Raw genomic sequence first — 17,020 nt, 5'->3', positions numbered from 1 at the left:
CACCCCGCGTCGCCGAGGGGCTCACCGCGGGAATGCGGTCGCCCGCGCCGTGTTGGGATGGAAAGGCGAACCGCCCCTCCCCGGACGAAGGAATCGAATGACCCTCCCCGCGAGCACCCCCGACACCGTCACCGACGCGCGCTGGCGCGCCGTGTCGAGCGAGCACGGCATCGCCGCACTGCGCCACACGCACTGGCTCGACACCGAGCCGCGCGCGTACGACGGGGCACCCGGGGTGTGGCGGGCGGTCGACGGCAAGGTCGCGGGCACGGGGCTTCGCGCCGACGCGCCCGGTGCTCCGGTCGACGACATCGTGCTCGCCCCCGGCGAACACCTCGATGCGGGCGGCGTCAGGCTGAGGGCCATCAGCCGCGAGGGCTCGCCGGCGCTGCGCGTGTTCGACCCCGAGACGCCCGGTCGCACGCGACTGCGCGGCATCCTCTCGTTCCCTCATGACGACGCGTGGGCGCTGCCCGGGCTCTTCCGCCCCGCCGCCGAGGGCGAGATCAACGTCATCCGCAGCGTCGACGGTTACGAGCGCGAGGAGCCCGCGGTGGGCACGATCGCGCTCGAGGTCGACGGGGCCCCGGTCGAGCTGACGGTCACGGGCGATCCCGCCCAGGGACTCAGCGCGGTCATCGCCGATGCCACCGGCAACGTCGACGCCTACCGGTTCCGGTTCCTCGAGATCGATGCGCCCGCAGTGGACGGCACCGTGACCGTGGACTTCAACCAGGCGTACCTGCCGCCGTGCGCGTTCAGCGACCACTACGTGTGCCCCCTCCCGCCCGCGAACAACCGCCTCGCAGTCCGTGTCGAAGCAGGGGAGCGGGCGACCGAACTCGCCTGAGAGTGGTGCTCGCACCCCGGGGCGGGGTGCGAGCACAATGGGGCCACAGCCGGAGCGCGTCCGGCTTCGCCCGACCCGAGGAGCCTCGCCATGGCCCGTTCCCTCTCCGAGATGCGCGAGCGGTCCCGCGCACGCGCCAAGGCCCGCACCGAGGCGCGGTCCGAGCTCAAGAACACCGCGTACGAGATCTTCATCGGCGCGCTGTCGATCCTGTCGATCCTCAACCTCGTGCTGATGTACGCGATCGCCGGCGACAGAGCGCTGGAACTCGTGCTGTCGGTCATGAACGCGCTGTTCAGCGCGATCTTCCTCGGCGACTTCATCTACCGGATCTCGACCGCGCCGAAGGCGTCGCGCTACTTCTTCCGCGGCTTCGGCTGGGCGGATCTGCTCGCCAGCCTCCCGTTCCCGCAGTTCAAGATCCTGCGGCTGTTCCGCCTGCTGCGGGTCTTCAGGCTGCTGCGCGAACTCGGGCCCCGGACGGTCTGGACCACCCTCATCCACGACCGCGCGAACAGCGCACTGATGACGCTGCTGCTGATGGGCATCCTGGTGCTGCAGTTCGGCAGCATCTCGATCCTGTACGTCGAAGAGGACGCCGACGGCGCCAACATCACGTCCGCCTCCGACGCGCTCTGGTACACGATCGTCACCATCTCCACCGTCGGCTACGGCGACCAGTACCCGGTCACCAACGCCGGCCGCATGATCGGCACGCTCATCATCGTGGTCGGCGTCGGAATCTTCGGCACCTTCACGGGTTACCTCGCGAACCTCTTCCTCGGTCCTCGCAAGGCCGCCGAAGACGCGGAGACGGATGCTGTGGCCCCGGCGACGACCGACGGCCCGGCCGCGGCCACCGCGACCGCGCCGCCGTCGATCGCCGATCACGCCGCGAAGGGCGTCGCGGCAGGAGCCGTGGTGGGCGCCGTGAAAGCCGGGGCCGCCGCGGGCCAGGGGAGCGGCCCGGGAGCGCCGATCGCGGGCACGCCGGAATCACCCGGGCTCGAGCCCGAGGTCCGCGAGGCCCACCCCGAGGACACAGTCGAGCGACTGCGCGAGCTGCTCGCGCAGTCGGAAGAGACCATGGCAGAGATGCGCCGGCTCCTCGCCGACGCGACCCGTTAGCAGCCCCGAGGCGGAGCGGACGCGTGGTCAGTGGCGCGAGGCGAACGCGTTCCAGATGCCCGCGCCGAGCACGACGGATGCGGCGAGCAGGGGTGCGACGAGTGCGGTGCCGGCTCCGGCGGCGTCGGCGACGAGACCGGTGAGCGCGGATGCCGCGGACTGACCGACGACGATGGCAGAGCCGAGCATCGTCATCACGGTGGCGGAGCGGCCACGCGGACTGAACGCCGCGGCGAGGCTGTACTGGGTGACGAGGGTCGGTCCGATGCCGACGCCGATCACGAGGAGGCAGATCGCGATCGCGACGATGCTGCCGACGAACGGCAGCGCGATGGTGCCCGCGACCAGGATCGACGCGAACGTCAGCCACCGCGCGCGCAGCGTGAAGCGCGCAGGGAACAGCGCCACCCCGAGCGCGAGGGCCGCCGAGCCGATGCCCATCGCGCCGTAGACGAGTCCGGCCTGCTCGGGCACGCCGCGTTCGGCCATGAAGGCCGTGAGCGAGGTCAGCATCGCGCCGAAGAACAGGCCCATGCCCAGCGCCCCCACGACCGGGGCGAGCACGCGCGGACGGAAGAGTTCGCGCACGGGCGCCTGCTCCGGCCGCGCGGCACCGACGGCCGCAGTGGCGGTCTGCGCCGTGGGGTGCAGCGCGAACGCGCTCACGAAGACCAGGCCCAGCACGGCGGCGCCGATCACCGGCGCGGCGGGGTCGAGGGTGGTTGCGAGCAGGCCCACGATCACCGGGCCGAAGACGAACACGATCTCGTCGGCGGCGGACTCGTACGCCATCGCCCCGTTGACCACGGGGGTGCGACGCTCCTTCGGATACGCCCGGCCGATGATGCCGACGAGGCGGCTGCGGGAGAGCGGGGCGACCTGGGGCATGGTCGCGCCGATGAAGAACGCGACGGCGAGGAGCGCAGCATCCGGAACCGGCGCGAAAGCGAGCCACGCCATCGTCGCGAGCATCGCACTGTTCGCCGCGCCGGCGATCAGCAGCACACGGCGCTGGCCGAAGCGATCGGCCGCGGCTCCGAGCAGCGGGCCGACGAGGGCGGTGCCGAGGCCGGTCATGGCACTCGTTGCGCCGCCGAGCGCGAGCGAACCGCGCGCCGAGACGACGAGCGTCAGGATGCCGACCACCATCATCGCGAACGGCAGGCGCGCGATCAGCGCGACGGGGAAGTAGGCGTAGCCCGCCTCGCGGATGAGGCTCGGGCGCCGGACGGCGGCGCGCGCGGCGGTGTCGGTCTCGACGAGTGTCGTGTGCATCTTGCTCCTGGCCATGCGCCGAGGGTCGGCGGCTGTTGGTGCCGCCTTGTGCGCAGCCGGGAGCCGCAGACAGGTAGATGCACATCGAAATGGGCACGGAGAGTCTACCGTGGCCCACCTGGGCAAGGCCTGGCCGGGCCCTACGCCCTGACTTCTCCGCGTTCGGGGCGCATCGCGCGCGTTCGGGGCGCACGGCGCGCGCCCCGATCGCACGGCGCGCGCCCCGAACGCTGGCCGGCCCGGGTCAGAGCACAGCGCCGACCATCGCCTCGCCGAGCGGGGTGCGCCGGTGCAGCACCCGGGCGCCGTCGCGCGCGCTGGCGACCAGGCCCGCGTCGCGCAGCACGGTGAGGTGGTGCGACGCCGTCGAAAGTGCGAGGGCGGTGTCTCGCGCGACCTGCGAGGTCGTGCGCGGTTCGTGAGCGTCGAGCAGGATGCGCGCGCGTGCGGGGCCGAGCAGCGCGCCGAGCGCCGACGCCACGTCGGCGGGATCGCGTGCCCAGGTGGCGGTCACCCCCTGCGCCGGGTAGAAGAGCGTCGGCTGCGCGGGCGGTTCGGTGAGCACGAAGCATCCCGTCGCTCCCATCACCGACGGCACGAGCACCAGGCCGCTGCCGCGGCAGTCGACCACTTCGCTCCAGATGCGCATCGTGACGCGCACGGCTCCGTCCGACCATGCGACGCGGTCGTGCAGGCCCTGGATCATCGCGCCGATGCCGCTCTCGGCGATGCGTCGCGAGCGCACCGCGATGTCGGCGCGGAGCAGCCGCTCGAGCTGCGTCCAGACCGGGGCGATACCAGAGTTCCACACCGACAGCCACGCCTCGGCGATCATCGCCCGGGCGCGGTCGGGCTGCTCGAGCATCCGCTGCACCGCTGCACGGCGCGAGCCGTCGGTGCGGACCAGCACCTTGGTCATGTCGACCTCGAAGCGCTCGTCGTCGATGTCGCGCAGGCGCGCGGCCTCGGCCTCCGGCGTCAACTCCCACGTCGGGGTGGTGGTGAGGAAGTCGGGGAAGTAGCCCTCGTCGCGGATCAGCAGCGCGAGCACCTCGAAGTCGTCGCGCGGGATGGCACCGCGGGTCGCCCGCATCCATCCCCATTGCAGCGGGTATTCGTCGGGCCGGAGCATCGCGCGCACGGCGTGGCAGAGCTCGTGGCCGGGCGAGATCCCGAACCGGATCGCCGTGAGGTCGTCCGGCGCGAGCTGGAAGTCGACGAACTTTCGATCCACATCGAAACTATAGGGTCCGCATGCGCCGGCGACGAGGGTGGGATCACACCACCGACAGGACGGAGCACTCCATGAGCATCGCGATCCCGGACATCGTGCCGGCCGCCGACACCCGCGTCGGCACGGGGCGCCTGCGCCGCTTCATCGGCGCCGAGCACGGCGCCGCCGTGTCGTACTTCCTCGTCGACAACGAGCCCGGACAGGGTCCCGACATCCACCGCCATCCCTATCCCGAGACCTGGGTGCTGCTCGAGGGCGAGGCGCGCATCACGGTCGACGGCGAGACGCTCCACGCGGTCGCCGGCGACACGGCCACCGCGCCGGCGGGCGCGTGGCACGGATTCAAGAACAGCGGTGCCGGGCGGCTGCGGGTGCTGTGCATCCACGCCTCCGACCGCATCATCCAGGAGTGGCAGGATGCTCCTGGAGTACTCGACATCCCCACGACCGGCAGCTGAGGAGATCACACATGACGTTCCAGGCATACCTCGACAGCATCGAGACGAAGACCGGGCTCACGCCGCGTCAGCTCATCGAGAAGGCGCACGAGAAGGGATTCGACGAGAACACCAAGGCGACGCCGATCGTCGAGTGGCTCGCGTCCGATTACGGTCTCGGACGCGGCCACGCGATGGCCCTCGTGCACGTCATCACCAAGGGCCCGCAGATCAGCGACAAGCACGTGGGCACCGGCACCACCCACTCCGACCCGTCGAACACGCTCTGGCTCGACGGCAAGGCGACCAACCCGAGCCCCTGAGTCAGGTCGCGGCGGGGATCCACACACGCATCGTGGAGGGTCCCCGTTCGGCCCACTCGTGATACCGCACGAGCGGGACCGCAACGGATGCTGCGCCCCCGCGCTCGTCGACCCGTTCCCCGTAGGGCCAGCCGGCGTCGCTCCCGCTGTGCCGCACGACATCGATCCACACGCGGCCGTCGCGATCGACGGGCGCGGCGCCGGGTGCGAGTGCGACCTGGGCCACGTCGTCGACGCCGGCGACGGCGAGGTCCACCGATTCGAGGGCGAACACCTCCGGGCCTCGCTCGATGGCGAGGCATCCGCGCACGGCGTCGATGCGCTCATCGGGCGCGGTCAGCCGGGGAGCCATGGGCAGATCCAGCTCCACCACATCGCCCGGGCGGAACGCGCGTCGCACCTCGACTGCGCCGGGAGCTGCATCCCGCTCCTCGGCAGCGCCGCCGTCGGCAGGCACCACCCGCACGCGGGCGCCATCGCCCCACGCGGGCACGCGGAGCGTGAGGGTCCACTCGGCGCCGGGGGCGGCATCCGTTCTCGAAATCACGCGGATGCGGCCCGACACCGGATAGTCCGTCTCGACGTCGAACGCGATCACGCGACCGTCGGGGAGCGCGGTGCGCACGCGCGCCGGAGCGTACTGGTGAAGCTGCACACCCTCGTCGTCGGCGGTCGCGATGTACGCGTCGAGGCTCGCGAGCGTCCGTGCGACGTTCGGCGGGCAGCACGACACCTCGAACCAAGGGGCGCGCAAGGAGGACGACGCCCGCGGCGAGGTGGCCTCCGGATCGGCGGGAACGCCCGGCACGCGCTGGTGCAGCGTGTTGGCGTAGAAGAACGCGCGACCGTCAGGTGCGGGCGACGTGGCAACGACGTTGTAGAGCGTGCGCTCGATGAGATCGGCATGGCGGGCGTCGCCGCCGGCGAGCAGCAGCCGCCACGAGAACATGATCGATCCGACGCCCGCGCAGGTCTCGGAGTAGGCGCGATCGGCGGGCAGCTCCCAGTCCTCGCCGAACGCCTCGTCCTGATGGTGGGAGCCCTGGCCGCCCGTGACGTAGGTGCGGCGCGCAGTGGTGCGGTCCCACTGGCGACGCAGCGAGGCGAGGAGTTCGTCGTCACCGGTGTCGATCGCCACATCGGTGGCGCCCGAGGCGAGGTAGTTCGCGCGCACGGCGTGGCCCCGCAGGGCGCCGGCGTCGCGCACCGCGACGTCGTCCTGGAAGTATCTGCGCCCCCACTCGATGTCGCGCAGGGTGCCCTGGCCATGCCGCTCGACGAACAGGCGCGCCTGCTCGAGGTACCGAGGCTCACCGGTCACACGAGCGAGCTCGGCGAGTCCCACCTCGACTTCGGCGTGGCCGCAGATCGCGTCGCGCCCCTGCGCGCCGAACTCGATGCACACGAGGTCGGCGGCGCGCACGGCGATGCCGAGCAGCCCGTCGTCGGCCCCCGGCCGGGTGCGCTCGCGCGCGACAGCGGCCTGGAAGAGATGGCCCAGGCAGTACAGCTCGTGACCCCACTCGAGGTCGGACCACCGCGAACCCTGTCCGGGGTGGCCGAACCTGGTGTTGAGGTAGCCGTCGGCCTCCTGTGCCGCGGCGACCCGCGCGACGACCTCACGGAAGCGCTGCTCCAGCGCAGCGTCGTCGGTGCGGCCGATCTCCCAGGCGAGCGCTTCGAGGTACTTGTAGACCTCCGAGTCCGAGAACTCACGGCCGCGGCGTCTTTCGGGAAGCCCGCCGACCACGGCGAGATCGAAGTTGGGGAGCCATCCCTCGGACTCGAGGCGCGCGCCGATGTGCCGCAGCGTTCCCGCGGCATTGACGGACTGCCGGTCGCCCCAGAAGCCGCCGGTGATGCGGACCTCGTTCTGGCCGAGCGGGCGCAGGCGTCCCCTCGAAGGGGCGACGGGCGCCTGAGGTGCGGTGGAGGTGATCTGCATGGTCATCCCTTGAAGGCTCCCGACATGAATCCGCGGACATAGTGGCGCTGGAGCACCAGGAACAGGACGACGCAGGGGAGGGCGAGCACGACGACTCCCGCTTCCGTCGCGCCGTAGTCGATGACGCCCATCACCTGGCCCCGGAGGTTCGCGACTGCCAGGGGCAGCGTCATCCGGTTCGTGTCGGTGATGAGGATGAGGGGCGCGATGAAGTCGTTCCACGCCGTGAGGAAGGCGAACAGCCCCACCGTGATGAGGCCCGGCTTGACTGCGGGCAGCAGCACGCGCCACAGCGCCGAGAAGCTGTTGCAGCCGTCGACCAGCGCCGCCTCGTCCATCTCCTTGGGGATCGATTCGAACGAGATGCGCATCATGAACATCGAGAACGGCAGCTGGAACATGGTGAGCACCAGCGCCACGCCGACCAGCGAGTTGTTGAGGCCGATCGCGTTGAGGATCACGTACAGCGGAATCAGCAGAGTCGCGTACGGCACCATCAGGATCGCGAGCACCAGGAGGAACAGCAGGTTCTTGCCGGGGAACGAGAAGCGCGCGAACGCGTAGCCGCCGAGGAAGGACGTCACGAGCGTCAGGATCACGGTGAGCAGTGACACGAACAGAGAGTTGCCGAGGTAGACCCAGATGCCGGCCTGGAAGTTCGCGAGCGACTCGTAGTTGCCGAAACCCCAGCCGTCGGTCTGGGCAGAGCCCGCCTGCGGGCTGAAGGACGACACGGTCGTCCACACGAGCGGGTAGAGGAAGATGATCGCGAGCGCGCCGGTGAACACGACGTACGGGATGCCGTAGACCAGGCGCCCGCGCGGGCGACCCGCGCGCGTCGGCCGGTAGTCGGGTGCGACGATCGTGCGCGTCGAGGTGGTGTCGGTGAGGGTCATGTCACGCCTCCTCGGGCTTGCGGAACGCGCGCAGCTGCACGACGTTGATGACGATGAGGGCCAGCAGCACGATCACCGACAGCGCGGCTGCGATGCCGAGGTCGTTGCGCCCCTGGAAGGCGACGTTGTAGATCAGCTGGACGATGGTCATGGTGCTGTTGTCAGGGCCGCCCTTGGTCAGGATGTAGAACTGGTCGAACGCCAGCAGCGACCCGGTCACGCAGAGCACGATGGTCAGGGCGAAGGTCGGGCGAAGCAGCGGCACGGTGATGTGGCGGAACGTCTGCCAACGCGACGCGCCGTCGATGCGAGCGGCCTCGAAGACGTCGTCGGGGATGCCCTGGAGCCCGACGAGCATGAGAAGCATGTAGAACCCCGCGTACCGCCACACGATGAGGAACACCGTCGACCACAGCGCACCCTCGGGGGTGCCGAGGAAGGTGAAGCCCCACGTCTGCATGAGGTCGGCGAAGGGGCCGGCGAACGGCGAGTAGAGCACATAGAACAGCAGCGAGGCCGAGGCCAGGCCGAGTGCGCTCGGGATCAGGAACGACGTACGGAGGAACCCCTTCCAGGCGCTCGACTCCTGCACGAGCAGAGCAAGACCCAGTCCGAGGCCGATCAGCAGCACCGTCGTGATGATCGTGTACTTCAGGGTGAACCAGATCGAGTCCCAGAACAGCCGCAGGTCGACCGCGTCGGCGTAGTTCTGCGGGAAGTTCCATCCCATGTTGCCGCGCAGCAGCGGCCAGTCCGAGCCCGACATCTGCAGTACGAGCACGAGGGGGATGAGGAAGAGGGCCACGACGAACAGTGCCGTCGGCAGGGCATAGAGCCACCCCTGCACGGGGCCGCCGAGGGCGCTCCGGCTCGGGCGGTTCGCGCGCGGTGCTCTCGCGCGGCGCGCAGTGGTCGTGAAAGCCACGTCAGTCCTTCGTTCGAGGCTGGGGATCAAGGAGCGGGAAAGAGTGCGGGGCGCATCGCGCGGCCGGGTGCCGGCGATGCGCCCCGCGGGTGTATCACTGGTCGAGGACGGCCGTGATCTCGTCGTTGTCGGCGTCGACGGTGTCGGTGCCCTCGAGCACCGCGTTGCGCACGAGGGTCAGCCACGGGCTGCCCGGCGCGTTGAACGCCTGCTGGAACTGCAGGGCGACGGGGGTGTCACCCTCTCCGGCGACCTCGTTGATCGTCACCAGACGCGGGTCCTCGGACGAGTACTCGTTGTTGGCGAGGTCCGAGCGCGAGACCGCGTTCCCGTCCTTGGCGAGCACCTGCACCTGCGCGTCGTCGGACATCATCCAGGCGAGGAAGTTCCAGGCCTGCGCGGACAGCTTCGAGTCCTTCGAGATGCCGATGCCGTCACCGCCGACGAACGTCGATACGCCACCGTCGACACCGGGGATGCCGGCGACGCCCGCGTCGAACTCGAGGCCCGACAGGAGGGTCGCGGGGTACGGCATGATGCCGACGTTGCCCTCCTGGAATCCGGCGACCCAGGTGGCGCCGGTCTCGTCGGCCGAACCCGGCGCGACCGCCCCGGCGTCGTAGAGGTCCTGCCACGTGGAGTAGACCTCCTGCGCGGCCTCGCCGTTGAGCAGCGACTCGGTGCCCTCCGCGTTCATCACCTGATCGCCCGACGCCCAGACGCTCGGGAACCACGTGAAGACGAGGCATCCACCGCAGTTGAGGCCTGCGGACGTACCGGAGACGCCGTCCTTGCCGAGCGCCTGCACGGCCTTCGCCGCCTCGGCGAACTCGGCCAGGGTCTCAGGCGCCTTCTCGGGGTCGAGCCCGGCCTCGGCGAACAGCTCCTTGTTCCACATCAGCATCGACAGGTCGAGCACGAAGGGCAGCACGTGCTCCTGGCCCTCGTAAGTGCCGGCCGCGAGGTGGCCCTTGTTGATCGAGTCCTTGTAGTCCAGGCTGTCGATCTGGTCGGTGATGTCGGCGAACAGGCCCTGCTCGACCCAGTTGGGCACGTAGACGATGTCCGCGGCGAAGAGGTCGGGAAGGCCTCCCGAGCCGGCGGCGGCGCCGACCTTCGCGACGTAGTCGTCGTTGGGGACGACGGTCAGCTCGACCTCGTTCTCGTGGCTGTCATTGTATGCCTCGACCAGGAGCTTGGCCTGCCGCTCCATGGGGGCGCGGGTCCACAGCGTGAGCGTCGAGCCGTCGTCCGTTCCCTCAGCGGGAATGGATGCGGCCGGCGCGGGGCTGTCGCTGCCGGCGCAGGCGGCGAGGCCGCCGATGAGGGCGCCCGCCGTGACGAGGGCGGTCGCCGCCCGCAGTGCGGCACGACGTCGGGTGGTGATCATGCAACTGTCTCCTCTGGCTCTTCTTCGAGCGGATGACGCTGGACGGGTCGGCATCGCTGCGAGTGGGTGCAATGGATGAAAACCGAAATCGGCGAAATCCATTTCGAGCAAGCTATCGTGGCCATTGCAAGACCGTCAAGTATGGTCTTCGATAACGTTTGAGCACGAGAGGGAGGATGGCCGTGGCAACGAGCGAAAACGGGTCGCGCGCCGCGACACTGAGCGACGTGGCTCGGCGTGCGGGAGTGTCGATTGCGACGGCGTCGAAGGCGCTCAACAATCGCGACGACGTCGCGGTCGCGACGCGGCAGCGCGTGCTGCGCGCAGCCGACGAGCTGTCGTTCACCCCCAACGCCATGGCGAAAGGGCTGCTCGCCGGCCGCACCGGCACCGTGGGACTGCTCACGAGCGACTTGGAAGGCCGCTTCATGATCCCGATCCTCATGGGCGCCGAGGACGCCTTCGGGGCGGGGCAGATCAACGTGTTCCTGTGCGATGCGCGCGGCGACGCCATCCGCGAGCAGCACCATCTCAAGGCTCTCCTCAGCCGCCGCGTCGACGGGATCATCGTCGTCGGGCGCCAGACCGACCCCCGTCCATCGCTCGGCCAGGACCTCCCGGTTCCCGTCGTGTACGCCTATGCGCCGTCCGACGACCCCCGCGACCTCTCGCTGACCCCCGACAACTACGCAGGCGGGCGCCTCGCCGTCGAGCACCTGATCGCCTGCGGCCGGACCCGCATCGCCCTCATCACGGGCGATCCCGCATACGCCGCCGCGCAGGATCGCGTCGCGGGGGCCCGTGCCGGGCTCGCCGCGGCAGGGCTGGAGCTCGTGGGGGAGCCGATGTTCTCGGAATGGACAGAGCACTGGGGCCGGGATGCCGCGGCGATCCTGCTCCAGCGGCATCCCGATGTCGATGCGATCTTCTGCGGATCCGATCAGATCGCGCGCGGTGCGCTGGACACCGCCCGCGACCTCGGGCGCAGCGTGCCCGACGACCTCGCGGTGATCGGCTACGACAACTGGGAGGTGCTCGCGACCAACTCGCGCCCCCAGCTCACCAGCATCGATGCGAACCTGCAGCAGCTTGGGCGCCAGGCCGCGCAACGGGTGTTCGACGCGATCGACGGCGTGAACATCGGCCAGGGAAGCCACCATCTTCCGGTGCGGCTCGTGATCCGAGGGTCGACGATCCCGCGTCGATGACCCTCCGTGCCGTCATGGACGGCTCGGAGTTTCGAAATTCTCGAAAACGATTGCGCTGGCGCGTCGGTCACTGCCAAACTGCCCCTCACGCGGGATTCCAGCGTCGAGAACACCAAATGTGAGCGCCAACATCGCTGCTGTGGTGTCAACCGGTTTCGGTGCTCCTCGAGTCGCTGTCGCGTACCCGGCCGAGACCAGCCGCTGACGAAACAAAGGTGATTCACGCATGAACGACAACGTCCTGGCGCGGGCGGCGGTGGCGACTGCCGCAGCTGTCGCGCTGATCCTCGCGGGCGGCGCCCTACCGGCATCCGCCGCCGAGACCCCACCGCCGACCCGCACGATCACATCCGCAGGAAACCCGATCATCTCCGACGGTTCGCTGTACACCGCCGACGCCGCACCCCTCGTGGGAGCGGACGGCCGCCTGTACGTCTACACCGGGCACGACGAGGCGACGGCGCAGCAGGCGGGGTTCGCGATGCGCGACTACGCGGTGCTGGCGACCGACGACGTCGCATCGGGCGAGTGGGACGTCTATCAGAATGCACTCGACCCCGACGCCGTGTTCTCGTGGGCCTCGGGCAACGCCGCCTACGCAGGTCATGCCGTGCTGGGCGGCGACGGCAAGTACTACTGGTACGTGCCTGTGGAGTCGAAGGACACGACGCAGGCCAACCGCATGGCGATCGGCGTCGCCGTCTCCGACTCGCCGGTCGGGCCATGGACCGACGCGACCGGTGCGCCACTCGTGAGGTGGTCCGACGTCTTCGGCTCGAGCACCAACGGCCAGGAGGTGATCGACCCGCATGTGTTCACCGACACGGACGGCACGGTCTACCTGTACTGGGGCTCGTGGAGCGTCGCGCGCGTCGTGAAGCTCACGTCGTCGATGACCGCGCTCGACGGGGCGATCTCGACGATGTCGGGGCTCACCTCGTTCTACGAGGCGCCGTGGGTGTTCAAGAAGAACGGGCTGTACTACCTGCTGTACGACTGGAAGTCGGGTGGCAGCAGCTGCACGCCGTCGAACTATCAGGCGTGCATCGCGTACGCGACGTCGACGAGCCCCACGGGTCCGTGGAACTACCAGGGCATCATCCTGTCGGGCACGTCCGCGACGACGGTGCACCCGTCGCTCATCGACTTCAAGGGGAAGTCGTACCTGACCTACCACACGAAGGATGCAGTGGGCGGTGGCCACTTCCGCCGCTCCGTCGCGATCGACGAGGTGACGTGGGACGGCGCCAAGATCCTGCCGGTGACCCAGACCCTCGCGAAGGACCCCAAGCTGACCCCTTCGGCGAACCTCGCGCTCGACGCACAGGTGAAGGCGTCCTTCACCGAGCAGCCGCCGATGCGGACCACTGCGGTCAACGACGGATTCCGCGCCACGACGGCGCTGCTGCCGCCCGACCAATGGGGCAACTACCGGGGAACGACCAGCGCGAACGAGACCGACTGGCTCTCGTACCAGTGGACGACGCCGGTGCGCACCGGCTCGGTCGGCATCCAGTTCCACCAGGACTCCAACTGGATCCGCCCGCCCGCATCGTGGAAGCTCGAGTACCTCGACGCCGCGGGCGACTGGCGGCCCGTCGAGGGCGCGACGTACCCGACGACCGTCAACACCTGGCTCACGGCGAGCTTCACGCCCGTCACCACCACGGCGCTGCGCGCGACCTTCGCGGGGCGCGCCAGCGGGGCGTACTTCAACTCCGTGTCGGTATCCGAGTGGGAGGTCTACGGTCGCGAGGCCGCGGCTCCCGCACCCGTCGACGTCCACACCAAGCCGGGGGTCGCACCCTCGCTGCCCGCGGCCGTGCGGATCACGGTCGATGGGGCGCAGCAGTGGGCGCCGGTGAACTGGCTGCCGGTGAAGGCGTCCGACTACGCACAGACGGGCACGTTCATGGCGACCGGCCGCGCGCTCGGTGTCGCCGCGGGGCTGGTCCAGGCGAACGTCATCGTCAGCTCGGACGACCCGCCCGCGCCGCCGGCCGACCACGATGCTCCGACCGTCACCCTGGCGGCCTCCGGGACCTCGGGTGCTGATGGCTGGTTCGCCTCGAACGTCACGCTGCGCGCCTCGGCTGAGGATGCGGTCGACTACCTCACCACGGTGTCGACGCGCATCGGCTCGGGCGCCTGGACGGCGACGCCGAACGCGCGCTTCGCCGAGGTCTCGGTGACCGCGGAGGGGACGAGCACCGTCACGGCCCGCGCCGAGGACTCGTCGGGCAACGTGTCGGCCGAGGTGAGCCGCACCGTCAAGATCGACAAGACCGCTCCGACCGCGAACGCCGCGCTCGACACGGCGGCGCGCACGGTGTCGATCACCGCGACCGACGCCGGATCCGGCGTGGCCGCGATCGAGTATCGCTTCGACGGCGCCGGGGCGTGGGTCGCGGCGACGGCGGGTACGGCGATCGCCGCACCCGACGGGCTGCCGCACCAGCTCACCTACCGCGTGCGCGACGTCGCCGGCAACACCGCCAACGGCTCGGTGACCATCCCGAAGGACCCGAACGCCCAGCTCACGGGCAACATCTCGTCGTACGCGACTGCCACCGCCTCGTTCACGAGCAGCTGGGAGAACGTCAACGGCCTCAAGGACGGCACCAACGCGCCGTTCGAGAACGCCGCGGCCAAGTACGCGACGAGCTGGGGCACCTGGCCCCAGGCGGGTCAGCAGACCGCACGGCTGACGTGGTCGTTCTCGGTCGACGTCGACTCGGTGGGTGTGTGGTGGTACCGCGACAGCCCCGATACCGCGAACGCCGGAATGATCCCGCCCAAGAGCTGGGTGCTGCAGTACCTCGACGCCGACGGCACGACGTGGCGCGACGTCGCTCTGGACGCCGGGCAGTCGTACGGTCGCACCGGCACCGGATTCGACCGCGTCGACTTCGCCCCGGTGAAGACGACGTCGCTGCGGATCGTCTCGCAGTCCTGGGGTGCCGCGGAGGGCGGCGGATCGACCGGCATCCGCGAGTGGCAGGTCATCGCCGCGGCCCCGGCCGCGACGCCCGCGATCGAGGTGCCGGCCACCGCCGTCACGGCGGGCTCGCAGTTCCCGGTGTCCCTGACCGGTGGCGCGGCCGACGCCGACTACGCGGTCACGCTCGAGCCGGGGACGGCAGCCCTCGGCACGATCCACACCGATGGCAGCGGTGCGGGCTCCCTCACGGCCACGGCAGGCGCCGGCCTCGCCGCGGGCGAGTACACGGTGCGCGTCGTCCGCGGCGACGTCGTGCTCGAGAAGAAGATCACGGTCGCGCTGCCTGCGCTGCAGCTCGAGGCCACCGCGACCTCTCGCTGTGTCGCCGGCAAGGTGCAGCTGGTGACCGTGGTGAAGAACGTCAGCGGCACGGCACTCGAAGTGGACGTGTCTTCGGCCTATGGATCGAAGTCGCTCGCCGTGCAGCCGGGCAAGTCGGCTTCGGTCGCCTTCGCCACGCGTTCCGCGTCGGTCGTCGGCGGCACGATCGCCGTCGCCGCCGCTGCGGAAGATGGACGCACGGCGCAGGCGGAGGCGGCCTTCTCGGCCACCGCTTGTCAGTGAGGGCTCGCGCTGAGCGCGTGAGCTCGTGAAGGGTGTGGCGTCCCAGACTCGGAGGATCCGGGTCTGGGACGCCACGTCCGGTGTTCGAGAGGGGATCCGCCCATCAGAGGACCGTCTCGCGAGGCTCGTCCTCGTCCGTCGTGATCTCCTCCGATCCAGCGCGGCGGGGGCGCCGCCACCAGGGGTGGCGGCGCGGGGGCGCGACATCCGTCTGCGCTACGGCGGCGGGTGCCGCGCGGCGGGCGCGCCATGCGACGATCTCGGCGTCGACGTCGCGGGTCGGCGTCACGACCGGCGGCCCGCCGAGCAACTGCCGCCGCGCTTCGATGACTCGCCGGTTGAAGTCCTCGAGTGCCTCGCGCACGTCGGCCTCGCGCGAGAGCTCGTCGAGCCTCGCGTCGAGCTCGGCGTTCTCGACGCGCAGCGTGAGCGCCGGCGGGCCTAGGCCGGTGAGCTGCTCGGTCTCGATCTTGCGGCGGATCCACCAGTCCGGATCGTGCGTCTCGCCGAGGCCCGGGATCGGCTTGCCCGCGCCGGGCAGGTCGTCGAATTCGCCCCTGCGGATCGCCTGCTGGATCGCCATCTCGACGACCGCCGCGCGATCGGCCGCCGAGTACGCCTGAGCTGCCCGCGATGGCGGCGAGGCAGCATCCGCCCGCTCAGCGTCGTCGTGGCGCTCGCCGTCGTCGTGCTCGGCGCGATAGCGCGCGGCGGCGAGGCGTGGGTCTTCGGACATCGGCGACCTCCTCGCGTACCGGGGTCCGCGTCGAGCTTACGTCGCCATGGTGCGCGTCGCCCTGCTCAGCGCACCTCGTCGCGCCAGGAGTGCTGCGGGTCGTAGCCCAAGAGGCGCCGGGCCTTGTCGATCGACAGCAGCGTCTCGTGCTCGCCGAACTCGCGAGCCAGCGGCACGCCGGGGAACACCTCGGCGACGAGCTCCGCGTTCGGGCGCGACATCACGGTGTCGGCGGCGGCGATGATGTAGGTCTCGAAGCCCGGGGGAGCGACCTCGAGCGCGCGCTCGACAGCATGCGCGCCGTCCCGCGCGTCGATGTACCCCCACAGGTTCCACTTGCGCTGCAGCGCGTCGGCGTCGTACGACGGGAACGCCTCGTAGTCCTCCGGCACCATCACGTTCGAGAACCGCAGGCCCGTGATCGACAGGTCGGGGTGCCAGCGCACGAGTTCGACGGCCATGCGCTCCTCGAGCGTCTTCACGAGCGAGTACACGGACTCGGGCCGCGGCGGGTACTCCTCGTCGACCGGGATGTACGGCGGCGGCACGTCGAACGGCAGCCCCAGCACGGTCTCGCTCGACGCGTAGACGATGCGACGGATGCCGAGCCTCACGGCCGCCCAGAACACATTGAACGTCGCCGTCATGTTGTTGTGGAACGTCGCGACATCGGATCGGATGCCGGGGGCCGGGATCGCACCGAGGTGCACGACGGCGTCGAACCCGTCGTGCCGGTCGTTCACAGCGGCGAGGGCGTCGACGACCTGACCGTAGTCGGTGAGGTCGACCTGGACGAAGTCCGGGCCGCGGGTGCCGACGACGTCGATGCCGATGACATCGTGACCGGCCGCGCGAAGTTCGCGGGCGGCGACGGTGCCGAGTTTGCCGGACGAACCGGTGAGGGCGATGCGCATGGGTCCAGCTTGCCAGTCCTGGCCGGCACCGGGGCCGCTCGCGCAGCTCCTGGCCGCTCGGACGAGCCCTCCACGAGCCGCAAGGCTTTTCGCCTTGAAGCAGGGTGAATAGATACCGGTAACACGAAAACTCCGAAAAGCATTGCGCTCCGGCTTTCGTCACTGCTTTACTGGCGCGGACCCGGTTCGCCCCG

14 protein-coding genes are annotated in these 17,020 nt (G+C 70.2%); 6 read left to right on the top strand and 8 right to left on the bottom strand.

The features are described 5' to 3' along the window. Positions 1 to 97 precede the first annotated feature (97 nt). Positions 98 to 850, top strand: coding sequence for a DUF1684 domain-containing protein (locus tag RS82_RS06765; RefSeq protein WP_045297825.1), 753 nt, complete (start codon positions 98 to 100; stop codon positions 848 to 850). Positions 851 to 940: 90 nt separating this feature from the next. Next, the gene (locus RS82_RS06760; RefSeq protein WP_052676732.1) at positions 941 to 1,978 is read left to right on the top strand and encodes a potassium channel family protein; all 1,038 of its coding nucleotides are present in this window, start codon (positions 941 to 943) and stop codon (positions 1,976 to 1,978) included. 27 nt (positions 1,979 to 2,005) lie between these two features. On the opposite strand, the gene RS82_RS06755 is transcribed toward RS82_RS06760, so the two are convergent. After that, a complete protein-coding gene (locus RS82_RS06755; RefSeq protein WP_045297824.1) occupies positions 2,006 to 3,253 on the bottom strand; it encodes an MFS transporter in 1,248 nt (415 codons plus the stop codon). A gap of 244 nt (positions 3,254 to 3,497) precedes the next feature. Beyond that, entirely contained in the window at positions 3,498 to 4,487 is a 990-nt protein-coding gene (locus tag RS82_RS06750; protein ID WP_045297823.1) for an ArsR/SmtB family transcription factor, read from the bottom strand. 71 nt (positions 4,488 to 4,558) lie between these two features. Between RS82_RS06750 and RS82_RS06745 the strand changes: the two genes are divergently transcribed. Both RS82_RS06745 and RS82_RS06740 read left to right on the top strand, forming a co-directional pair. Continuing rightward, positions 4,559 to 4,945 carry a cupin domain-containing protein gene (locus tag RS82_RS06745; RefSeq protein WP_045297822.1) on the top strand — a complete coding sequence of 129 codons (387 nt, stop codon included), beginning with the start codon at positions 4,559 to 4,561 and terminating at the stop codon, positions 4,943 to 4,945. Between the two features lie 11 nt (positions 4,946 to 4,956). Beyond that, complete coding sequence (locus tag RS82_RS06740; RefSeq protein ID WP_045297821.1) at positions 4,957 to 5,247, top strand: DUF4287 domain-containing protein; 291 nt, start codon at positions 4,957 to 4,959, stop codon at positions 5,245 to 5,247. Between the two features lies 1 nt (position 5,248). On the opposite strand, the gene RS82_RS06735 is transcribed toward RS82_RS06740, so the two are convergent. From RS82_RS06735 to RS82_RS06720, 4 genes are all read right to left on the bottom strand, one after another. Beyond that, the gene (locus RS82_RS06735; RefSeq protein WP_045297820.1) at positions 5,249 to 7,198 is read right to left on the bottom strand and encodes a glycoside hydrolase family 127 protein; all 1,950 of its coding nucleotides are present in this window, start codon (positions 7,196 to 7,198) and stop codon (positions 5,249 to 5,251) included. Then, entirely contained in the window at positions 7,195 to 8,088 is an 894-nt protein-coding gene (locus RS82_RS06730; protein ID WP_084695497.1) for a carbohydrate ABC transporter permease, read from the bottom strand. Before RS82_RS06730 ends, RS82_RS06735 begins: the two co-directional genes overlap by 4 nt. A 1-nt stretch (position 8,089) precedes the next feature. Beyond that, positions 8,090 to 9,013, bottom strand: a complete 924-nt coding sequence (locus tag RS82_RS06725; RefSeq protein WP_045297819.1) for a carbohydrate ABC transporter permease — start codon at positions 9,011 to 9,013, stop codon at positions 8,090 to 8,092. Positions 9,014 to 9,107: 94 nt separating this feature from the next. Further along, positions 9,108 to 10,403: an ABC transporter substrate-binding protein gene (locus RS82_RS06720; RefSeq protein ID WP_045297818.1), complete on the bottom strand. Its 1,296-nt coding sequence runs from the start codon at positions 10,401 to 10,403 to the stop codon at positions 9,108 to 9,110. A 182-nt stretch (positions 10,404 to 10,585) separates the two neighbouring features. Between RS82_RS06720 and RS82_RS06715 the strand changes: the two genes are divergently transcribed. Then, positions 10,586 to 11,611: a LacI family DNA-binding transcriptional regulator gene (locus RS82_RS06715; protein WP_425411879.1), complete on the top strand. Its 1,026-nt coding sequence runs from the start codon at positions 10,586 to 10,588 to the stop codon at positions 11,609 to 11,611. 226 nt (positions 11,612 to 11,837) lie between these two features. Continuing rightward, on the top strand, positions 11,838 to 15,176 hold the full coding sequence (locus RS82_RS06710; protein ID WP_084695496.1) for a family 43 glycosylhydrolase: 3,339 nt from the start codon (positions 11,838 to 11,840) through the stop codon (positions 15,174 to 15,176). A gap of 103 nt (positions 15,177 to 15,279) precedes the next feature. Here the strand turns inward: RS82_RS06710 and RS82_RS06705 are convergent, their stop codons facing one another. Then, the gene (locus tag RS82_RS06705; RefSeq protein WP_045297816.1) at positions 15,280 to 15,912 is read right to left on the bottom strand and encodes a DnaJ family domain-containing protein; all 633 of its coding nucleotides are present in this window, start codon (positions 15,910 to 15,912) and stop codon (positions 15,280 to 15,282) included. A gap of 65 nt (positions 15,913 to 15,977) precedes the next feature. Then, complete coding sequence (locus RS82_RS06700) at positions 15,978 to 16,826, bottom strand: NAD-dependent epimerase/dehydratase family protein (RefSeq protein ID WP_045297815.1); 849 nt, start codon at positions 16,824 to 16,826, stop codon at positions 15,978 to 15,980. Positions 16,827 to 17,020: the final 194 nt, after the last annotated feature.

This window comes from Microbacterium trichothecenolyticum (genome assembly GCF_000956465.1).
Lineage (GTDB): Bacteria > Actinomycetota > Actinomycetes > Actinomycetales > Microbacteriaceae > Microbacterium > Microbacterium trichothecenolyticum.
This window is presented reverse-complemented; position numbering and strand designations above follow the sequence as displayed.

Excerpts from the sequence above, each read along its gene's own strand:
- RS82_RS06765 (WP_045297825.1), top strand. The coding sequence starts at position 98 with ATGACCCTCCCCGCGAGCACCCCCGACACCGTCACCGACGCGCGCTGG.
- RS82_RS06760 (WP_052676732.1), top strand. The coding sequence starts at position 941 with ATGGCCCGTTCCCTCTCCGAGATGCGCGAGCGGTCCCGCGCACGCGCC.
- RS82_RS06755 (WP_045297824.1), bottom strand. The coding sequence starts at position 3,253 with ATGCACACGACACTCGTCGAGACCGACACCGCCGCGCGCGCCGCCGTC.
- RS82_RS06745 (WP_045297822.1), top strand. The coding sequence starts at position 4,559 with ATGAGCATCGCGATCCCGGACATCGTGCCGGCCGCCGACACCCGCGTC.
- RS82_RS06740 (WP_045297821.1), top strand. The coding sequence starts at position 4,957 with ATGACGTTCCAGGCATACCTCGACAGCATCGAGACGAAGACCGGGCTC.
- RS82_RS06735 (WP_045297820.1), bottom strand. The coding sequence starts at position 7,198 with ATGACCATGCAGATCACCTCCACCGCACCTCAGGCGCCCGTCGCCCCT.
- RS82_RS06730 (WP_084695497.1), bottom strand. The coding sequence starts at position 8,088 with ATGACCCTCACCGACACCACCTCGACGCGCACGATCGTCGCACCCGAC.
- RS82_RS06720 (WP_045297818.1), bottom strand. The coding sequence starts at position 10,403 with ATGATCACCACCCGACGTCGTGCCGCACTGCGGGCGGCGACCGCCCTC.
- RS82_RS06710 (WP_084695496.1), top strand. The coding sequence starts at position 11,838 with ATGAACGACAACGTCCTGGCGCGGGCGGCGGTGGCGACTGCCGCAGCT.
- RS82_RS06705 (WP_045297816.1), bottom strand. The coding sequence starts at position 15,912 with ATGTCCGAAGACCCACGCCTCGCCGCCGCGCGCTATCGCGCCGAGCAC.
- RS82_RS06700 (WP_045297815.1), bottom strand. The coding sequence starts at position 16,826 with ATGCGCATCGCCCTCACCGGTTCGTCCGGCAAACTCGGCACCGTCGCC.